Below are 18,486 nucleotides of genomic sequence, written 5' to 3'. Positions count from 1 at the left end.
CTGCAGCAAAACTTTACAGGAACACCGTTATAGAAAAGCCTGTTACCATTGGCAATAATGTATGGATAGGCAGCCATGCTGTTATTTTACCGGGTATAATAATTGGCGATAATGCTGTGATTGGCGCGGGTGCTGTAGTTACGAAGGATGTACCAGCCAATGTAGTTGTGGTAGGGGTGCCTGCAAAAATTATCAGATCAATAAATTGAGCATCACTTTATCTTACATCATTTCTACCAAAAACAGGTTGCCCTTTTTAAAAGTTTTGCTTGGTAACTTATTACCCGTACTAAATGCTGACGAAGAGATAGTGGTAGTTGATGGGAATAGTATCGATGGTACGCAAGATTACCTCCAGGGTCTTTTCAACGCTAATAAAATTCACCAGTACATAAGCGAACCGGACAAGAACCAGGCACACGGTTGGAATAAAGCCCTGCTAATGGCAAAAGGTACTATCATCAAAAAACTGATTGATGACGATGTACATCATATTAACGCGATACGCAAGTGCCGGGATTTTATGATGGCCAACGCGGATGTTGATCTGTGTATTTCTAATCATCTGCAAAGCCATTTGACCCACCCTGATCAAATAAGTATTACTGGCAGGTTGGAAAACTACCGGGATTGGAAGGCAGGTAAAGTAAGATCTTTTACGTTTAGCGATATCTCTTTACTGCAACGTAAGGCATCCCTAAGTTATTTAGGCCTTTACGATACCCAATTTAAAATGATGGATTGGGAATATGCTTTACGCGTCACTTATCTAAAAGCTAAAATTGCGTATTACACCGGTTATAATTCGCTTTCGGTAGCCACACCCGGTAATGTAACATCAGGTGCAAGTTTGCATCTCCTAAAAAACGAGGGCAAAATAGGCAAAGCTAAATATGAGTACGCGGGCGACCAGGCAGGCATTAGCCGTTTCTCGCGCATAAAAGTTTGGCTTGGCAATACCTGGCATCGTTTAAAAACAAGGCAGGCACCTGTTCAAATATCCGCTTTGCCTGGTGATGCCGACCTGCAAAAAATTTACGCTTCATACTATCAAACACTTGATGAGTATAATAATGCAGGGACATTCCACTTTATAACATAAATGCCTAAAACCATCAGGATAAAATTTCAGAACGGTGTAGACAAGCAAATCGCTTTGCATGATATCCTGAATGAGCTTAACGATGATTTTATATTTGAAGAAAGCGAAACACCCGATTTTATATTATTTGGGCCCTACGGCAATAACATCCCACCGGTGGGCAATTATACAAGAATTGGATATTATTGCGAAAACATACAGCCCGATATGGAGGCCTGCGAATGGGCTTTCGGCGTACCGCGCGAAGAGATAGTAAACAGCCCGCGTTACAAAAGGATCCAGTGGCATGGTTTAAACCCACAGGTTCTGGTAAAACCGGCAAACATTGATGTAGAAGGTATATTAAAAGAGAAAAAGAATTTCTGCAATTTCTTGTACTCTCACAAAGTGCCCTATCGCGAAGAATTTTTCAGGCAGCTATCTAAATACAAAAAGGTAGATGCCCCCGGCAGATCTATGAATAATATGGCAAGTATCGATAGCCTTTACAGTGGCGACATCTGGCAGCGTAAAAGGCAGTTTTTAAGCAGTTATAAATTCACTATCGCATTCGAAAACTACGTTTATCCGGGTTACCAAACAGAAAAACTTTATGATGCCATGCAGGCAAATAGTTTACCGATTTACTGTGGCGACCCTAATATTGGCGACATATTTAATACCGCCAGCTTTATCAACACGGCAGATTTTGTAAAAACCAACAACTCTGCCTTTGTAAACTGGTTGCAGCAAAAAAGCCAGCCCAATTTTAAAGATATACTTCCGTCCTACCACAAAGGCCCACAGTACCGCATTCGGCGGAAGTTAAAAACGATAGGCCGGGAATTGAAAATGCATTATCAGTTTCAAAAATTGGACTTTACCCCACTGATCGACCGCATAATTGAGCTGGATAACGACGATGATAAGTACATTTGCACCTTACAACAGCCCTGGTTTATAAATAACCAACCTCCGGTTAATGCTTCCCTTAAAAACCATTGGATCAAAATATTTAATAGCCGTATTTAAGCGTTAAATGCAACAACCTTTAGTTTCTATTATAATACCGGCGTATAACTCGGCCAAATACCTTGCAGATGCAATACAATCTGCATTAAACCAAACCTGGGCCAACAAGGAAATTATTGTGGTAGATGACGGCTCAACGGATAACTCGTTAGCCATTGCTAAAGGTTTTGAATCTAAAAATGTAAAGATCTTTAGTCAGCCCAACAAGGGCGCCGGCGCAGCGCGTAACAAAGGCTTACAGGAAGCAAAAGGGAATTATATTCAGTACCTTGATGGAGATGACCTGCTCAGCCCGGATAAAATAGCAGTGCAGCTTGCGGCGTTAGCGCATAACGAGGGCCGCATTCCGGTTTGCAGTATCATACATTTTAAGGATAATGATTTGACTGAAGCTAACGCACCATCACCTTACGAAGAATCTTTTTTATATGATGATGATGACCCGGTTCATTTTATAACCGACCTTTTAGGCGGCTATCGCGAAACAGGATCTATGATTGCCATACATGCCTGGCTTATTTCAAAAGAAATTATAGATAGCGCAGGCCCCTGGAATGAAGAATTAACCATAGATGATGATGGCGAATACTTTTGTAGGGTGATATTAAATTCAAAGGGCATAATAAAAACACCCGAATTTTGCTACTACCGAAAATATACCGATGCCGATAAGGTATTTGCCTACAGGCAAAATAAAGAGAAGCTATTTAAAAGCGCCCTTAAAGCAGTTTTGCTAAAGAGAGATTACTTACAAGCCCGGATTAATAACCCGGCTATCCAAAGAGCCATATACAGGCAGTTAATGCAACTTGCCGTATTATTTTATATAGAGCAACCTGCTTTATATAAACAGGTAATATCGGAGTTGAAACACTACCCCGCTTATAAATTTAAGCCGGTGTTGGGTGGCAGGGTTATCAATTTTTTATCGGGTGTATTTGGTTGGAGGTTCTCAAAAACCCTGCAATACTACTACGTCAAAATATTAAGTTAACAATTCAATTGTAATGATAGCCATCGTTTCATCAACCATAAAACCATTAACCGGGCCACAACAATCAAAAAGTTTTTATACTTATGAGCAAAGGGTTGAACAAACTAAATTTACTTTGCTACGCCTGCGCGAATGCGGTTTTACCAAAATATTCCTCATTGATAATTCGCCGCTTTTAGATAAGGAACAGATTCAAAAACTATTAACCGGTTTCCCGGAGGTTGAGGTACACCATTTATTACAGTACCAGTTTAAAAACAAAGGCATAAACGAGTTATTACTGTTATTATATTTAATTGAGTACCTGCCGGCTAATCAACCTGTTTTCAAAATAAGCGGCCGCTACTACCCTACTCAGGACTTTAAAAAACCAGATTTTGCGGATCTTGCCGTAAAAAAATATCATCACTCCCGCAATAATAACAGCATATCTACAAGGGGGTATTGGGTAAAAGATGCCGATACGCTGCACCGTTTTTTAACAGACTGCCTTTATGAACATTTTGTTTATTCGGAAAGGATAGTTGGGTTAGGAAGTTTGATTAGGGTGCTATTTCGTAAAAAAGATAAAAACACCCCGCACTTTAGTATCTCTATTGAGTTTGCAGCCGAGCGCGTTTTAAGAAAAGGTGATTATGATGTTACATTTATAGATAAAATTGGCATTGAGGGATTAATTGCCGGGGCGGAGAATGTAGAAAAGATAACAGAATGAAAATCTTTCTGTCCTTTTTCCAATCGAAAACCAAACATCCAATACCCGCATACAGCTTTTGGGAATATTACATTAAAAACGGTATTGAAGAAGCCGGATATGAATGGATAGAATGCCCGGATGTAGATTGGGCCCTGGGCAGGGTTTCCAAAACCAAACAGGCGCAACTCAACTGGAAACAGGATGCATGGCAAAAAACCATTGATTTTTTAAAAGCTAACCCTGCCGACCTTTTTTTAAGTTACCTGTATCCCGACCAGATAGATACTTCGGCAATTGAGCAGATCCGGAAAACCGGCATACCATGCATAAATTTCTTTTGCGATCACATCCGCGATTTTACTACCCTTCCAAAAGAATTTGCCGCTTTTGATTTGAACTGGGTTCCCGAATACAAGGCCATTCAACAATATAAAAAAGCGGGTTATCCTTACATTAACCTGCCCATGCCGATGTGGGTGGCGCCACAATACCGTATTTTGCAACCCGAGGTAAATTCGCAAATAACTTTTATAGGCTCAAAGGATATCCAGCGTCATTTGATGTTTGAAAGCGTAGTTAAACAAGACCCAATTGTCGATTTAGCTATTTATGGCAGCGGGTGGACACCGTCTGCTGATATTCAACAGGAGTTAAAGCCTTATGGGCTTCACAAAAAAATATGGTTTCAATTTCAGCAATTAAACCAATACGGCATTAACGGATATACCGAAAAATTGAAACGGCGAAGTTATACCGGGCAAATAAGCATTGCTCTACAGTCGAAAATACATGGTGTACCGCCTGCAGAAGAATATAACCGGCTAACCTCCGGCAGCATGATAACCGTTGGGGTTAACAGGTATCCTTCTTACCTTTTTCCCCTGGCTAAGCCCGACACCTACTCGCGGCTGCGTGATATTGAAGCCCCTATGCTTGGCGCTTGTTATTTAACTGAGTGGACAGAAGGTATAGAACAACTGTACGATATTAATAACGAAATAGAAACCTATACAACGCCCGAGGATTTTCTGCAGAAAACAGCATTATTGAAAAATGATGTCATTAAACGCAAAAACCTAAAAACAAACGGGCAAAAACGGGCTCTAAATAACCATAGCATACCCGCTTCTTTAAAAGAAATATTGTGTACGCTAAATTTATAAGCTTCTTAAATCAACCGGTTAAATCTCCGGGGCTTAAAAACAAATACAATCCGGCCATTGAACAATATCGCGGACTATGCGCACTTTTAGTTATGATGGAGCATGGTACAGGGCATACCGATATGCTATTTAAAAATTTTACATGGCCGCTGTATTTCAACTATTTTGGTGCAGGCTTTTTATCGGTAATTATGTTCTTCTGTATTTCGGGCTATGTAATTGGTATCACTAACAGTAATACCAATTTTAGCATTTGGCCTTACATCAAAAACCGAATGGTAAGGCTTTACCCCATATACCTGATATCAATAGCACTATGTGTAATTATTGCAGGCGGGATTACCGTATATGTATTATTTGGCAATATTTTCTTCCTTCAAAACGATACCCCTTACTTTGGTTTCAAAGTCCCCATATTTATTAATTATGTAACCTGGACTTTAAACAGCGAGGTTTTATATTACCTGTTATTCATCCTCATAATTTATCTGAAGCCAAAAGTTTGGAGGCTGCTACTTTTTATGCTGGTTCTTACTCTTCTTGTTACCATTGCGCCTCCTTCGTTTTTAGCGGGTTATGTAAATGGTTATTACTTTTGGATATTAGGCCTGTTTATTGGCTGGAACCTTATAAAGGGCGATAACGATATACCTATACAACCCGTACCTATATTAAGTTTGTTATTCCTGCATTTATGCCAGCATCATTTGGGCATTGGTCAAATGATATTACATACACTTGGTGTGTACACATATTCGGGATTGAACTGGTTGTTTGATATCCCTTTTTGTCTGATGGTAATGAGTATTTTAACCAATCGCGATAACGCCTTTTTAAGGTTTAATAAGATAGTATGTTTCACCCTGCCCACATTTGTTTTTATATTTTTAATAGCTACCAACCGCATTTTTGAAGATGTACGCTGGATGATGTGTTTAATTTATTGGATCTTATCCCTGGCATTTTACTTTGAGAGAAAAGCATCGGCTTTTATTTCTGATAAACTTACCGGCGTAGGGAAAATATCATATGCCTTATACCTGCTGCACGTACCGGTAGCTTTGCTTATTAAAAAATTGATTTCCATAAGTAACCCAACTGCCGAAATAGTGGTTAAATACCTGCTTTGGATAAGTATTACTTTTTCATTGTCGATACTTTTAGAACTATACCTACAACCGGCCATCAGGAAAACTTTGACCCGATAATGAACAGGATCCACCTCTATTTCCGTTCACAACCCGCTACAGACCGCTTTTTCCCCGGCGACAGGTATATAATACCCGCGCTGCGTAAATTGATCAAAGGGAACAAGGTCTCTGGTATTGAAAAAGTATTTATAAACCTTTGTAAAGGGTTTGATGAGCTTAGCGTTGATTACGACATAAACCTGCCATTCAAAAAAATACAGCCGGGTGAGCCCGCTGTGGTTTTGGGAAATGGTAGGTATGCACTGCAGGGTTACCATCAGCCTAATCCGGTTATAGCGGGTATCGGTTTAATGACCCACCCCTCAGAATGGGCGGGCTTGTTTACCGATTACCCTGTAGCCAAATATTTGCAGCATTCCGTATGGGCAAATAACGTTTATATACCCTATTATGGAACTGCTAATTGCGAAATATGGCCTGCCGGTATCAATACAGGTAAATGGGCCCCCAGCGCAAACACAACAAAAAAATATGATATACTGGTGTACGATAAGATCATGTGGGATAAAGATGAAACCCGCAAACAATTAAAGGCACCTATCTTAGAAAAACTAAATAAACTTGGGTTATCATACGCAGAAATAACCTACGGCGATTATAAAGAGGCGGAATACTTTGATCTATTGCAACAAAGCAAAGCCATGATATTCCTTTGCGAGCACGAAAGCCAGGGCTTTGCCTGCTGCGAAGCAATGGCTACCAATGTACCCGTATTTGCCTGGAACAAGGGCCAATGGTTAGATCCCAATCGCTTCGCGTGGGGCGAAACAGAACCGGTGCCGGCATCATCCATTCCATTTTTTGATACGAGATGTGGTATGGAATTTAAAAACATGGAAGGTTTTGAAGCATCCATCGATCAATTTTGGCACACGCTAACCACCAATGGCTTTAAACCCCGCGAATATATTTTAGAAAATCTCACATTAAAAAAAAGCGCGCAAAAAATGCTGGATATAATAAATAGCGTTTATTCATGAAGATCCTGCTCATCATGGATCCCGGTATCCCGGTGCCTCCCAAATTATATGGGGGCCACGAACGCCTGGTATATCTTTTCGCCGATGAATACAATAAATTAGGCCACGAAGTAACCCTGCTTGCCGGGCCCGATTCAAATTGCAGCGGCAAAGTTGTAACGTTCGGTATAAATGACCTTAACAGGTCAAAAACGCAGCAATACAAAGAGGTTTTGTTTGTTTGGAAATACCTTATCCAAAACCATCAAGGTTTTGACCTCGTACACAACTTTGGGCGGCTTATATATTACCTGCCTATACTTAACAAACCCGTAAAGAAACTAATGACCTATGGCCGGCCGGTTAGCAGGCGTGGTATACGCATCATAAATGCTTTACCCAATAAAAACCTGGTTTTTACAGCCTGCAGTAACTACTGTGTGGCAACAGGTAATGTGGCAGGCCAATGGCATACCGTTTATAATGCGATAGATTTTAACCAATACCAGCTAAACAAAAACGTAGCCATAGATGCCCCGTTAATGTTTTTGGGCCGGCTTGATAAAATCAAGGGCGTGCATACCGCTATTAAAGCGGCAAATGCAACCGGTAATAAACTACTGATAGCCGGTAACATTTCACATACCGAAGATAACTATCAGTATTTTAAAACCGAGATCGAGCCGCATATTGATAACGACCGCGTAGTTTATTTGGGGGCATTAAATGACAAAGAAAAAAACCATTATTTAGGGCAGGCAAAAGCCTTATTGTTCCCGATTGAGTGGGATGAACCATTTGGCATTGTGATGATAGAGGCCATGGCATGCGGCACGCCTGTGATCGCATTTAACCGGGGATCGGTGCCAGAGGTTATTAAGGATGGGGTTAACGGCTTTAGGGTTAACAATGCTGATGAAATGATCAAAAAAATAGATGGCATACAGCTTATTGACCGATCTGCCTGCAGGCGGGCTGCGATACAACGGTTTGACGTTAGTATCATAGCAAGCCAATACCTATCGCTAAAAACAACGTAATATATATGACTTTTAAACAAAAGATCGGATCTCTTATCGTTAAAAATGCCCCCGTATCTCCGGAGGTATTTTCAATACTAAGGGGCGAATTTCGCGCTTTCAGGAACAGGCTAAATTATCGCCTTAACCCCTTTAAAAAAGCGGCAGTAAAAAAGATCATCAATACCTCCAACATAAGCTTAAATGTTGGCTGTGGCCCTTTTGGGCACGATGGATGGGTAAATGTAGACCTGATGGCCCTGAAAAATGTTTCTTTTACTTATGATAGCCGTAAGCATCTGCCATTTAAAGATGATTCTGTTGAAAGGATAAGGGTAGAACATTTTTTTGAGCACATAGATAAATCATTTGAAGCACCCTTTTTTTTAGAGGAATGTAAAAGAGTAATGAAACCCGGAGCAGTTTTAAGAATAGCCGTACCCGATGTCGAGAAATTTATTAACGCCTACTACCATAACGATGAAGAATCATGGAAAGCCCTTGGTTACGACATCAATAACCTTCCAAATGGTTTTGATACAAAAATTGCTATCCTAAACCACATTTTCAGGCAGGATGGTGAACATAAATATGCTTACGACTGGGAAGCCATGCAGTTCCTGTTAAAAAAGCACGGGTTCAAAAATATTACCAGGCAACAGTACAGGCAGTCATTAGACGAGCAGCTAATTGAAGACCAGTTTAACCACAGCAACCATTCCCTATACGTGGATTGCCTAAAATAGCTTGAAAAAAGTTGTCCTTATTTCAGTAGGCCAGCCCTCTACCAACCCCCGGTTAGTAAAAGAAGCTAACGCTTTACAAAATGCGGGGTATGAGGTTTACGTTATCTATACTTTTTGGACACAATGGGCCTGGGAAACAGACAAACAACTGTTCAAAGAAACTAACTGGACTCCGATATTGGCAGGTGGCTCGCCGTTTGAAGCAAGATCAACCTATTTTTTTACCCGGTTAAGGGTAAAGGCAGCCCGGTTTATAGCTAAACACATCACACTCAAATTTGGCATTGCAGAAATAGCCCTTGGCAGAACTTACCCGGAATTACTGAAAAAAGCAATTGCTATAAAGGCTGATCTGTATATCGCCCATATACAAGCTGCCCTGCCTGTAGCCGTGAAAGCGGCAAAAAAACGTCATGTAAAATGCGGTTTCGACATCGAAGATTTTCACCGCCACGAGGTTACCGATGATACCAATTCATATGAGTATGTTCTCTCCAAATATATTGATGATAAATATCTGCCGTTAACAGATTATTTAACGGCAAGCAGTCCGCTTATTGCCGATGAGTACCGCAAGCTTTATCCAAATACGAACCCTGTTACCATATTAAATGTATTTCCAAAAAGCAGTACGGTTAATCATCTGCATCAAAACAAAAATGGTTTGATAAAACTCTTTTGGTTTTCTCAAACCATAGGCAACGGGCGGGGCTTATGCAACATCATCCGCGCTTTAAAACTTTTAGAAAACAACCCGTTCGAACTTCATTTATTAGGCCAGGCGGACGATGCCTTTAAAGAAAGCTTTGATACGGGCGGGTTCCCTGTTTATTTCCATCAACCGGTTAACCCAAATAAGCTTATAGAATTTGCCATGCAGTTTGATATAGGTATAGCCGCCGAAAACAACACACCATATAACAGGGATATTTGCCTAACCAACAAAATATTCACCTACATGCAGGCCGGGCTTGCTGTAATAGCCAGCGATACCACCGCACAACAGGCGTTACTAACCCAATATCCTGCAATAGGACTGGTGTACCAAAACAATCATATCCATTCTTTGGCTGCTGCACTAAGGCATTATTCCGAAACTAACAATGCCCTTGCAGATGCAAAGCAAGCCTCGTTTAAATTAGCGCAGGAAAAGTTTAACTGGGAACAGGAAAGTATACCCTTCTTACAAACCGTGCAAAAAACATTACAAATATCTTGAACCGTAAAGTACTCATCATATCACCTTACTTCCCGCCGGTAAACGCTGCGGATATGCAAAGGGTTAGGATGAGCCTGCCCTATTTTGCAAATTTTGGCTGGGATGCAGAAGTAGTTTGTGTTGATGAACAATACACCGATATGGCGACGGATCAATTACTGCTGCAAAGTGTGCCCGGCACTATTAAGGTCCATCGTGTTAGCGCATTAAGTAAAAACTTTACGGCTAAATTTGGTTTGGGGAGCCTGGCACTACGTTCTTTATGGTATTACCGTAAAACAGTAAACAAGTTGTTGGCCCAACAAAAGTTCGATCTTATTTATTTTTCCACCACGCAATTCCCGGTTTGTATCCTTGGTAGTTACTGGAAAAAGCGTTTCGGGACCCAGTATGTGATAGATATGCAAGACCCATGGCATTCTGACTATTACCGGGATAAGCCTAAAGAACAGCAACCACCAAAATACTGGTTTTCGTACCGGCTAAATAAATACCTGGAACCTTTGGCCATGAAACAGGTGGATGGCTTAATAAGCGTATCAGAAAGTTATATAGCTACGCTAAAGGAGCGGTACCCGCAAATACAGAACATCCCGCAGGCTACCATTACTTTTGGCGCTTACCAACCAGATCTTACCATAGCGGCAGATAACGCTCAAAACTTTACATCACTGCTTGACACCAATCATAAAAATATAGTTTATGTTGGCCGCGGAGGTACCGATATGCACAAAGCGGTAAACGCTTTGTTTACCGCGTTTAAACAATGTGCGGATACAAACCCCGGTTTGCCTTATAAAATAAGGTTCTACTTTATTGGTACAAGTTACGCCGCGGCAGGGCAAGGCATACCAACCATATTACCGCTGGCAAAGCAGCATGGGATGGAAAGTAACGTCATCGAAATTACTGATCGCATTAGTTATTATCATACCCTGCTTACCCTGCAACAGGCTGATGCGCTATTTATCCCCGGATCTGACGATCCGGCATATACAGCATCTAAAATTTACCCATATTTATTAAGCAAAAGGCCCCTTTTGGCAGTCTTTAATCCTAAAAGCCCGGCAATTGCCACGCTTGGCGAATATGGGGCTAAGCATGTTTATACATTTGATAATGTTGACGGGATAGCGGGCTTTATAAATGAAGTTGCCAATGGAGTTACCATTGCGCAAGATTATAATAATGACGCAGTAGAACGGTACTCGGCCAATAATATGGCAAGGCAGCAATGCCTACTTTTTAACGCGGTGGTAAGCAAATGAGATTAGCTATTATTACCACACACCCTATTCAATATTACGCACCCGTTTTTAAGCTGCTTAGCCAACGTGGAAACATCAATATACAAGTATTTTATACTTGGGGGCAGCAATCCCTCGATAAGCACGACCCCGGTTTTGGCAAACAAATAAAATGGGATGTTCCCCTGCTGGAAGGCTACCCGTACCATTGGGTACCCAACACAGCCAAACAGCCCGGATCGCATCACTATAAAGGCATTGTTAACCCCGGTCTTATAACGCTTATCGAAAATTACAACCCCGATGCCCTATTAGTTTTTGGCTGGGCATATCAAAGCCATCTAAAGGCTATCAGGCATTTTAAGAATCGCATACCTGTACTTTTCCGCGGGGATTCTACCTTATTGGATGAAACAGGGGGAATAAGGTCTCTTATAAAATCAGTATTGCTTAAGTGGGTTTACAAACATGTAAACCATGCCTTTTATGTGGGTACAAACAATAAAGCATACTTTAAAAAATTCGGTTTAAAAGAAACCCAGCTAAGTTTTGCGCCCCATGCTACTGATAACATCCGGTTTGCGGCTGATAGAAGCTTAGAAGCAAAACACCTCCGCCAAAACCTGGGGATAGGTACAAATGACCTGCTCATACTTTTTGCAGGCAAGTTTGAAAATAAAAAAGCGCCCCTGCTGCTGCTTAAAGCCTTTTTATTATTAAATAAACCCAATGTACATTTATTATTTACCGGGAATGGTATCTTAGAAGGGCCTTTAAAAGCCGCCCAAAACAAGAACGTCCATTTTATGGATTTTCAGAACCAAACTTATATGCCGGTGGTTTACCAAGCCTGCAATTTATTTTGCCTGCCATCAAACGGGCCCGGCGAAACATGGGGGCTTGCTGTTAACGAGGCTATGGCTTGCAATAAGGCTATATTAGTGTCCGATAAGGTTGGCTGTGCTATTGACCTGGTTAAACCCGGTTATAATGGCGCGATATTTAAAAGTGGCGACGAAAAAAGCCTGCTTAAAAACCTGACCGAACTAACCGGATCTGCCAACGGATTAACCGAGCTTGGTAAACACTCGGGTATCATCATAAAAAACTGGGACTTTACCCAAATTGCGATTGCAATTGAAAATAAACTATTGAATGAAACGAACTGACCGCATAAAGCTGAATTTTATCCGTAATTGGAATTTGCCCGGTAAAGAACGGCTGGCTCATTTTTTTAGTCCGTCAAATCAACTTAAAACCCAAATTAAGGATGGGATTGTATGGTTAAATACCGAGGATATTGCCATATATACAACTGCCGATAATTATATAGAATGGACCATTTTAAGCACCGGAACTTACGAAGACGAGATAAATAAACTGATCAGGATATCGTTAAAACCAGGCGAGAACGCTTTAGATATTGGCGGCAATATTGGTTTGCAAAGCATTCGCATGTCGCAATGTGTTGGCAATGGCGGTAAGGTTTATGCCTTTGAGCCGCTTAACCACCTGCAGGAAAAATTCAAAAAAAACGTATCGCTTAACAAGGCGGCTAATGTAACACTGCTCCCGTTTGCTTTATCGGATACCGAAACCGAGGCCGAATTTAGCATCAACAAAAATGCCTGGAACCAGGGCACTTTTAGTTTGAATGATTCACAAGTGCATACCGATAAGCAAACCGTGTATGTAAAAATTGCCGATAACCTTCCGGAGGTACAAGCCCTAAGCCACCTGGCATTAATAAAAATAGATGTTGAAGGGTATGAATACCAGGTTTTACGCGGCCTTGCAAATACTTTAAAACAACATAAGCCCCGCATTATTTTTGAGTACGATAGCAATTACTGGGCTACAATTGGCCAAAGTATAACAGACTGTACAGCCTTTTTACTATCAATGGGCTATACGCTATACCAAATAACATCTGTTGGCTGCGAATTGATAACTGATGTTAAAAAAATTGAAAGTGGAAACCTGTTTTGCATACCGCTTAAATAATGGCTAACAAACAAAAGCTGGAAAGGTACCTGGTTCTCTATTTACCCTGGCTTTTAGCATCGATATTTAGGGCCGATGCCGTTTTGTCTTACATTATAGCCTGGCTGGGGTCATTCCTTATATTTTACATAACCTTATCGGGTTGGGTAAAACCGTTACCCCCAGACCGCAGCTTTAGCGAGCAATTAATGCGCCCGCTATTTATTATGCAAATAATATTTGCCGGTTTTATGTGCTGCACATCAATATTTTACTTTTTTGATGTATTAGGCTACAACGATTTCAAAAAAGCAACCAGCCTAATTTTAACCGACCAAACAAGGTTAATGTTTACAGCGCAATGCCAGCGCTATTACAGCCTTGCACACGCATCATTTGTTACCGGGATCTTGGTTTTCATGAAGTATCCCCAGGAAAAAAAATACTACATAGAAAAAGAAGTACTTGCTAATTTACTGTTAAGGGTAGCTATTATCAGCTTCCCGGTATCTATAGCATTCCTTAGTATACCGGGGCTAACCCAGTTCTACTTCCAACTTAGCTCACTTAGTTTTATCGCGGGTACGCTGGCTTTGGCTTTTGCCATACCGCTAAATAAATCGTTAAATACCATTATTTGTACGTTGCTGTACCTGTTTAACCTTTACCAGGCATTTCATTCGGGCTTTAAAGAACCGGTTATTATCAGCATAATGGTACTGGGTGTATTTTTATACCCCAACTACAAAAAAATAATTACGGTAACGTTTATCCCCTTGTTATTAGCTGCATTTATACTGTTACCTACCTACGTAACCAATTTCCGCCAAAATGCATGGTCGGGAGATTCTGATGCAGAAGAATCATCCCAGTTAGCACTGGATGCCACGTTGAATAACGATAATGATGACTCTAACTGGTCGTTTTTTGTTTACCGTTTAAGCGAAATAGATATGTTTATCACCTTCGCGCAATCTACCCCGCAAAATGTAGATTACTATGGGGTTAAGTTACTGGAGCAGTCCTTAATTGTAATTGTACCACGCGTATTTTGGCCCGGCAAACCCGTTACAGAAGACCTGGTAATGCAGCGCGTGTACGATGCCGGTGTAGCTAACAGGTTGTCAAACGTATCTGCCAAGCCCGCGTTTGTGGTAGATGCTTACTTGTCGGGCGGCCTTATTGGCATATTTATAACGCTATTTGCTTATGGTGCTATAGCTCAGCTTATCTCTATAAAAGCCGAAAAGCTTTTTGGTGGCTATATCCTGGGCTCGGCATTAATATTTAGCGGACTTTTCCAGATCTTTTGGCGTGGTTTAAGTTTTGAGTTTTTAATTAACTCCGTTTTTTGGAGCTATGTAACGATGCTAGTCATACAAAAAATTTTATTGGGCGCTAATTTTCTTAAAAGGGTTTGAAGGCACTAAACATTATTGCCGCTTACAAACCGGCCGTTATTTATGGTGGCCCTACAATGTCTGTAGCGATGTTGTGCGAGGAATTAAACTGGGCCGGTTTACCCACAGAGGTGTTTACCACCACCGCAAATGGCGTTGAAGAACTGCCCGTTAGTGTAAATAAACCGGTAAATGTAGATGGCATAACCGTTACCTATTTTAAACGGATCACTAAAGATCATACCCATTTTTCGCCCGCCTTGCTAAAAGCATTGTGGAAAAGGGCTAAAGAGTTTGATGTGATCCATATCCATGCCTGGTGGAACCTGGTATCGATATTATCCTGCGCTATTGCTTTGGCTAAAGGGGTACCGGTTATTTTATCGCCCCGTGGCACATTAAGTAATTATTCGTTCGCTAACAACAACACCGGTAAAAAAAGGATTATCCATGCCCTGTTAGGTAAAAAATTATTGGCCAAATGCCATATCCATGTAACCGCCGCAAGAGAAAGCGTATCTATACTTGATGTTGTAAAACCCTTAAGTATTACCACCATACCAAACTTTGTAAAGTTGCCGCCTGCGCCTGTTGAAAGACCCGCAGTAGCCGATGGGCCTATAAAACTGCTTTTCTTTTCGCGTATAGAAGAAAAAAAAGGACTGGATATTTTATTACAGGCACTTAATACCGTAACCATCCCTTTTCACTTAACCATTGCGGGCGATGGTGACATTACTTATATCAACAAACTGAAAGCATCCGTAACAGACCCGGCCATTACCGCTAAAATAACCTGGGCCGGCTTTTATAACGATGATAAGTTTGAATTACTTAGCCAACACGACTTGTTAGTATTACCATCGCACGATGAAAACTTTGGCAATGTAGTGATAGAAAGCCTTAGCGTAGGCACCCCCGTATTAATTAGCCATAACGTTGGCCTTGCCAATTACGTTAAAGACCGTAGTCTGGGCTGGACCTGCTATACCGATGCGGCATCGGTAAGTGATGCTATTAATAACATGACCGACTATAATACACAAATAACTGAAATACAAAAAACAGCGCCGGCCATTATCAGGGCAGACTTTTCGGGGTCGCGGTTACAGCAGCAATACATTAATTTTTATAAAGATATTTTAGCACATGAGCGATTATAAAGATTATGGGTACCACAGCAGTGCCATAACCTACAACTTTGATTACGTTTTGCAGCCGCTGCTAAATATGCTGAATATAAATAAAAACCTGTGTATTTTAGACCTGGGCTGTGGTAATGGGTTCCTGGTAAATCACCTTATAACCTTGGGTTATAACGCTTATGGTACCGATGCCTCAGAGAGAGGCATCGAGATAGCCAAACAAAAAAATACCGACAGGTTTTTTGTTCAGGATTTATCGACAGGGAAACTGCCAATACAATTACAGGGCTTAAGTTTTGATACCATTATATCTACCGAGGTTATTGAACACCTATACGACCCGGAAGGCTTTATTGAATTTTGCAGGCAGGCATTGGCTAAAGATGGCGAGATTATACTCTCTACCCCCTACCACGGCTATTTAAAAAACCTGGTATTAAGTGTTTTTAATAAATGGGATAGCCATATTAGCCCGCTGTGGCTTGGCGGCCATATAAAAATGTGGTCGAGGGCGACGCTGAGCAAAGTGTTAACAGCTAACAGATTTACAGTAACCAATTTTAAAGGTTGCGGCAGGATCCCTTATCTTTGGAAATCTATGTTGATTAAAGCCCGGTTGAATTGAACACGCAGTTTTCTTTTATAATACTCACCTATAACGAGGAAATTCATTTGCCCAGGTTGCTTGCCTCGGTAGCGGGGTTAAACGCGGCAACGTACATTTTAGACTCGGGCAGTACAGATGGTACACTTAAAATTGCAGCTGATGCAAATGCGACCGTTTTACATAATAAGTTTGAGAACCACCCAAAACAGTGGGACTTCGCCTTAAAAAACTTTGACGTAAAAACCCCGTGGGTAATTTGCCTTGATGCCGACCAGGTTGTAACGCCCGAATTATTTACGCTGTTGCAAAACTTTAAAAATGAGGCTTACCAGAATATCAACGGCATTTACTTTAACCGCAAAAACTTTTTTAAAGGCCGGTGGATAAAGTATGGTGGTTATTACCCGTTCTATTTGCTAAAAATGATAAGGTTTGGTGTAGGCTTTTCAGATACCAGTGAAAATATGGATCATCGCCTTGTGGTGCCCGGTAACACCATGATCTGGAAGGATGGCCACCTGTTAGAAGAGAACCTAAAAGAAAATAAAATAAGCTTTTGGATAGCCAAGCATAACACATACAGCGATTTGCTTGCCACCGAAGAAACAGAGCGGATGTTGAACCTAAGGCTACAAACCGTTACGCCAAGGTTTTGGGGTTCGCCGGATGAACGCACCGCATGGCTTAAACGCAAATGGTGGAAACTGCCACGCTATGTAAGGCCCATACTGTATTTCATTTATCGCGTTATATTTAAACTGGGTATATTAGACGGCCGCACAGGCTTAATTTTTCATTTTATGCAGGCCTTTTGGTTCCGGCTTGTTGTCGATATAAAAATTGACGAACTTTTAAAACAACAAAACACTGATGGGAAATAAACCGAAACTAAACCCGGTGTTGGTTTTTGTATTAAAGTTTTTATGCTTGTTTGGCCTGTTTTACGGGTTTTACATAGTTTATCTCAGCATCACCACTCCCGGTGGTACGTACATCTCCTTTTTTGATAAACACCTTAACTTTATAAGCGACTTAAGGTATATATTGATAGAAAGCAGCGCCAGGGTCTTAAATATACTTGGTTACCAAACGCGCACAAACATTAACCAACTGCTTATAGTTGGCCATAATATATTACATATAGGGTTTGATTGCCTTGGCTTTGGGGTAATGTGCTTTTTTAGCTCATTTGTGGTTTCTTATCCCGGCAGTTTTAAATCTAAATTGTCTTTTTGTGCAATGGGCTTGGTTACCATACAATTATTGAATATATCGCGGTTTGTTTTACTTGGCCTGTATTGGAAACACAATACCAACGTTTACCTTTCTGACCATCATACAATATTTAACATCGTTGTTTACATACTCATCGCTATCAGCTTATATTTTTATACCCGCTATCAAGACAAAGCCACTACTTTAAATGCAGCAAACTAACTTATCGGTATATAATAACCACCCTTACCACCCGGGCGGTAGCTCCTTTAAAAGGCTATTGTGGTATTATGTGAACGATTTGTTTTTCAGATCGGGCTGGTTGCCTGTAAGCGGCGTTAAAGTTGCTCTATTGCGCTTATTTGGCGCGAGTGTTGGTAAGGGGGTGATCATTAAGCCCTGCGTAAATATCAAATATCCATGGCACCTTAAAATTGGCAACCACAGCTGGGTAGGCGAAGCCGTTTGGATTGATAGCTTAACCACGGTTATTATTGGTAACAACGTTTGTATATCGCAGGGCGCTGTTTTGCAAACGGGCAGCCATAACTATAAAAAAAACACGTTTAATCTTACAGTTAAGCCTATTATTTTAGCCGATGGCGTTTGGATAGGTTGCGGGGCAATTGTTAACCAGGGTATTACCGTAGCAAGCCACGCTGTACTAACGAGTGGCTCTGTAGCTACAAAAGATCTTGAAAATTACACCATTTATCAGGGTAACCCTGCCATTAAAGTGCGCAGTCGTTCTATCGAATAAAACCTATT

The 18,486-nt window shown here is 41.0% G+C and carries 19 protein-coding genes and 1 pseudogene; all 20 read left to right on the top strand.

Features of this window, described 5'->3' with window-relative positions; translation table 11 throughout:
* Positions 1-47: 47 nt before the first annotated feature.
* A pseudogene (locus RHM67_RS20590) lies at positions 48-197 on the top strand (DapH/DapD/GlmU-related protein); the annotation flags it as partial.
* Between the two features lie 8 nt (positions 198-205).
* Positions 206-1,102: a glycosyltransferase gene (locus RHM67_RS06405; protein ID WP_322231277.1), complete on the top strand. Its 897-nt coding sequence runs from the start codon at positions 206-208 to the stop codon at positions 1,100-1,102.
* Entirely contained in the window at positions 1,103-2,113 is a 1,011-nt protein-coding gene (locus tag RHM67_RS06400; RefSeq protein ID WP_322231276.1) for a glycosyltransferase family 10 domain-containing protein, read from the top strand.
* Between the two features lie 7 nt (positions 2,114-2,120).
* Positions 2,121-3,107: a glycosyltransferase family 2 protein gene (locus RHM67_RS06395; protein WP_322231275.1), complete on the top strand. Its 987-nt coding sequence runs from the start codon at positions 2,121-2,123 to the stop codon at positions 3,105-3,107.
* A gap of 13 nt (positions 3,108-3,120) precedes the next feature.
* The gene (locus RHM67_RS06390) at positions 3,121-3,822 is read left to right on the top strand and encodes a hypothetical protein (RefSeq protein WP_322231274.1); all 702 of its coding nucleotides are present in this window, start codon (positions 3,121-3,123) and stop codon (positions 3,820-3,822) included.
* Positions 3,819-4,967 carry a glycosyltransferase gene (locus tag RHM67_RS06385; RefSeq protein WP_322231273.1) on the top strand — a complete coding sequence of 383 codons (1,149 nt, stop codon included), beginning with the start codon at positions 3,819-3,821 and terminating at the stop codon, positions 4,965-4,967. Before RHM67_RS06390 ends, RHM67_RS06385 begins: the two co-directional genes overlap by 4 nt.
* Entirely contained in the window at positions 4,949-6,175 is a 1,227-nt protein-coding gene (locus RHM67_RS06380; RefSeq protein ID WP_322231272.1) for an acyltransferase, read from the top strand. Before RHM67_RS06385 ends, RHM67_RS06380 begins: the two co-directional genes overlap by 19 nt.
* A complete protein-coding gene (locus RHM67_RS06375; protein WP_322231271.1) occupies positions 6,175-7,158 on the top strand; it encodes a glycosyltransferase family 1 protein in 984 nt (327 codons plus the stop codon). The genes RHM67_RS06380 and RHM67_RS06375 overlap by 1 nt, the downstream gene beginning before the upstream one ends.
* Positions 7,155-8,177: a glycosyltransferase family 4 protein gene (locus RHM67_RS06370; protein WP_322231270.1), complete on the top strand. Its 1,023-nt coding sequence runs from the start codon at positions 7,155-7,157 to the stop codon at positions 8,175-8,177. Before RHM67_RS06375 ends, RHM67_RS06370 begins: the two co-directional genes overlap by 4 nt.
* A 5-nt stretch (positions 8,178-8,182) precedes the next feature.
* Positions 8,183-8,902 (top strand): class I SAM-dependent methyltransferase, encoded by a 720-nt coding sequence (locus RHM67_RS06365; protein ID WP_322231269.1) that lies wholly within the window; start codon positions 8,183-8,185, stop codon positions 8,900-8,902.
* Between the two features lies 1 nt (position 8,903).
* Complete coding sequence (locus tag RHM67_RS06360) at positions 8,904-10,121, top strand: glycosyltransferase (protein ID WP_322231268.1); 1,218 nt, start codon at positions 8,904-8,906, stop codon at positions 10,119-10,121.
* Positions 10,118-11,389, top strand: coding sequence for a hypothetical protein (locus tag RHM67_RS06355; protein WP_322231267.1), 1,272 nt, complete (start codon positions 10,118-10,120; stop codon positions 11,387-11,389). Before RHM67_RS06360 ends, RHM67_RS06355 begins: the two co-directional genes overlap by 4 nt.
* Positions 11,386-12,537, top strand: a complete 1,152-nt coding sequence (locus tag RHM67_RS06350; RefSeq protein WP_322231266.1) for a glycosyltransferase family 4 protein — start codon at positions 11,386-11,388, stop codon at positions 12,535-12,537. The genes RHM67_RS06355 and RHM67_RS06350 overlap by 4 nt, the downstream gene beginning before the upstream one ends.
* Complete coding sequence (locus tag RHM67_RS06345; RefSeq protein WP_322231265.1) at positions 12,524-13,372, top strand: FkbM family methyltransferase; 849 nt, start codon at positions 12,524-12,526, stop codon at positions 13,370-13,372. Before RHM67_RS06350 ends, RHM67_RS06345 begins: the two co-directional genes overlap by 14 nt.
* The gene (locus RHM67_RS06340) at positions 13,372-14,772 is read left to right on the top strand and encodes an exosortase Y-associated Wzy-like protein (RefSeq protein ID WP_322231264.1); all 1,401 of its coding nucleotides are present in this window, start codon (positions 13,372-13,374) and stop codon (positions 14,770-14,772) included. The genes RHM67_RS06345 and RHM67_RS06340 overlap by 1 nt, the downstream gene beginning before the upstream one ends.
* Positions 14,769-15,914, top strand: coding sequence for an XrtY-associated glycosyltransferase XYAG1 (locus tag RHM67_RS06335; RefSeq protein WP_322231263.1), 1,146 nt, complete (start codon positions 14,769-14,771; stop codon positions 15,912-15,914). Before RHM67_RS06340 ends, RHM67_RS06335 begins: the two co-directional genes overlap by 4 nt.
* Entirely contained in the window at positions 15,901-16,521 is a 621-nt protein-coding gene (locus tag RHM67_RS06330) for a class I SAM-dependent methyltransferase (protein ID WP_322231262.1), read from the top strand. Before RHM67_RS06335 ends, RHM67_RS06330 begins: the two co-directional genes overlap by 14 nt.
* Positions 16,518-17,384 (top strand): glycosyltransferase family 2 protein, encoded by an 867-nt coding sequence (locus RHM67_RS06325; RefSeq protein WP_322231261.1) that lies wholly within the window; start codon positions 16,518-16,520, stop codon positions 17,382-17,384. The genes RHM67_RS06330 and RHM67_RS06325 overlap by 4 nt, the downstream gene beginning before the upstream one ends.
* On the top strand, positions 17,374-17,940 hold the full coding sequence (xrtY, locus tag RHM67_RS06320; protein ID WP_322231260.1) for an exosortase Y: 567 nt from the start codon (positions 17,374-17,376) through the stop codon (positions 17,938-17,940). The genes RHM67_RS06325 and xrtY overlap by 11 nt, the downstream gene beginning before the upstream one ends.
* A complete protein-coding gene (locus RHM67_RS06315) occupies positions 17,927-18,478 on the top strand; it encodes a WcaF family extracellular polysaccharide biosynthesis acetyltransferase (RefSeq protein WP_322231259.1) in 552 nt (183 codons plus the stop codon). The genes xrtY and RHM67_RS06315 overlap by 14 nt, the downstream gene beginning before the upstream one ends.
* Positions 18,479-18,486 lie beyond the last annotated feature (8 nt).

This window comes from Mucilaginibacter sp. 5C4 (genome assembly GCF_034345625.1).
Lineage (GTDB): Bacteria > Bacteroidota > Bacteroidia > Sphingobacteriales > Sphingobacteriaceae > Mucilaginibacter > Mucilaginibacter aurantiaciroseus.
This window is presented reverse-complemented; position numbering and strand designations above follow the sequence as displayed.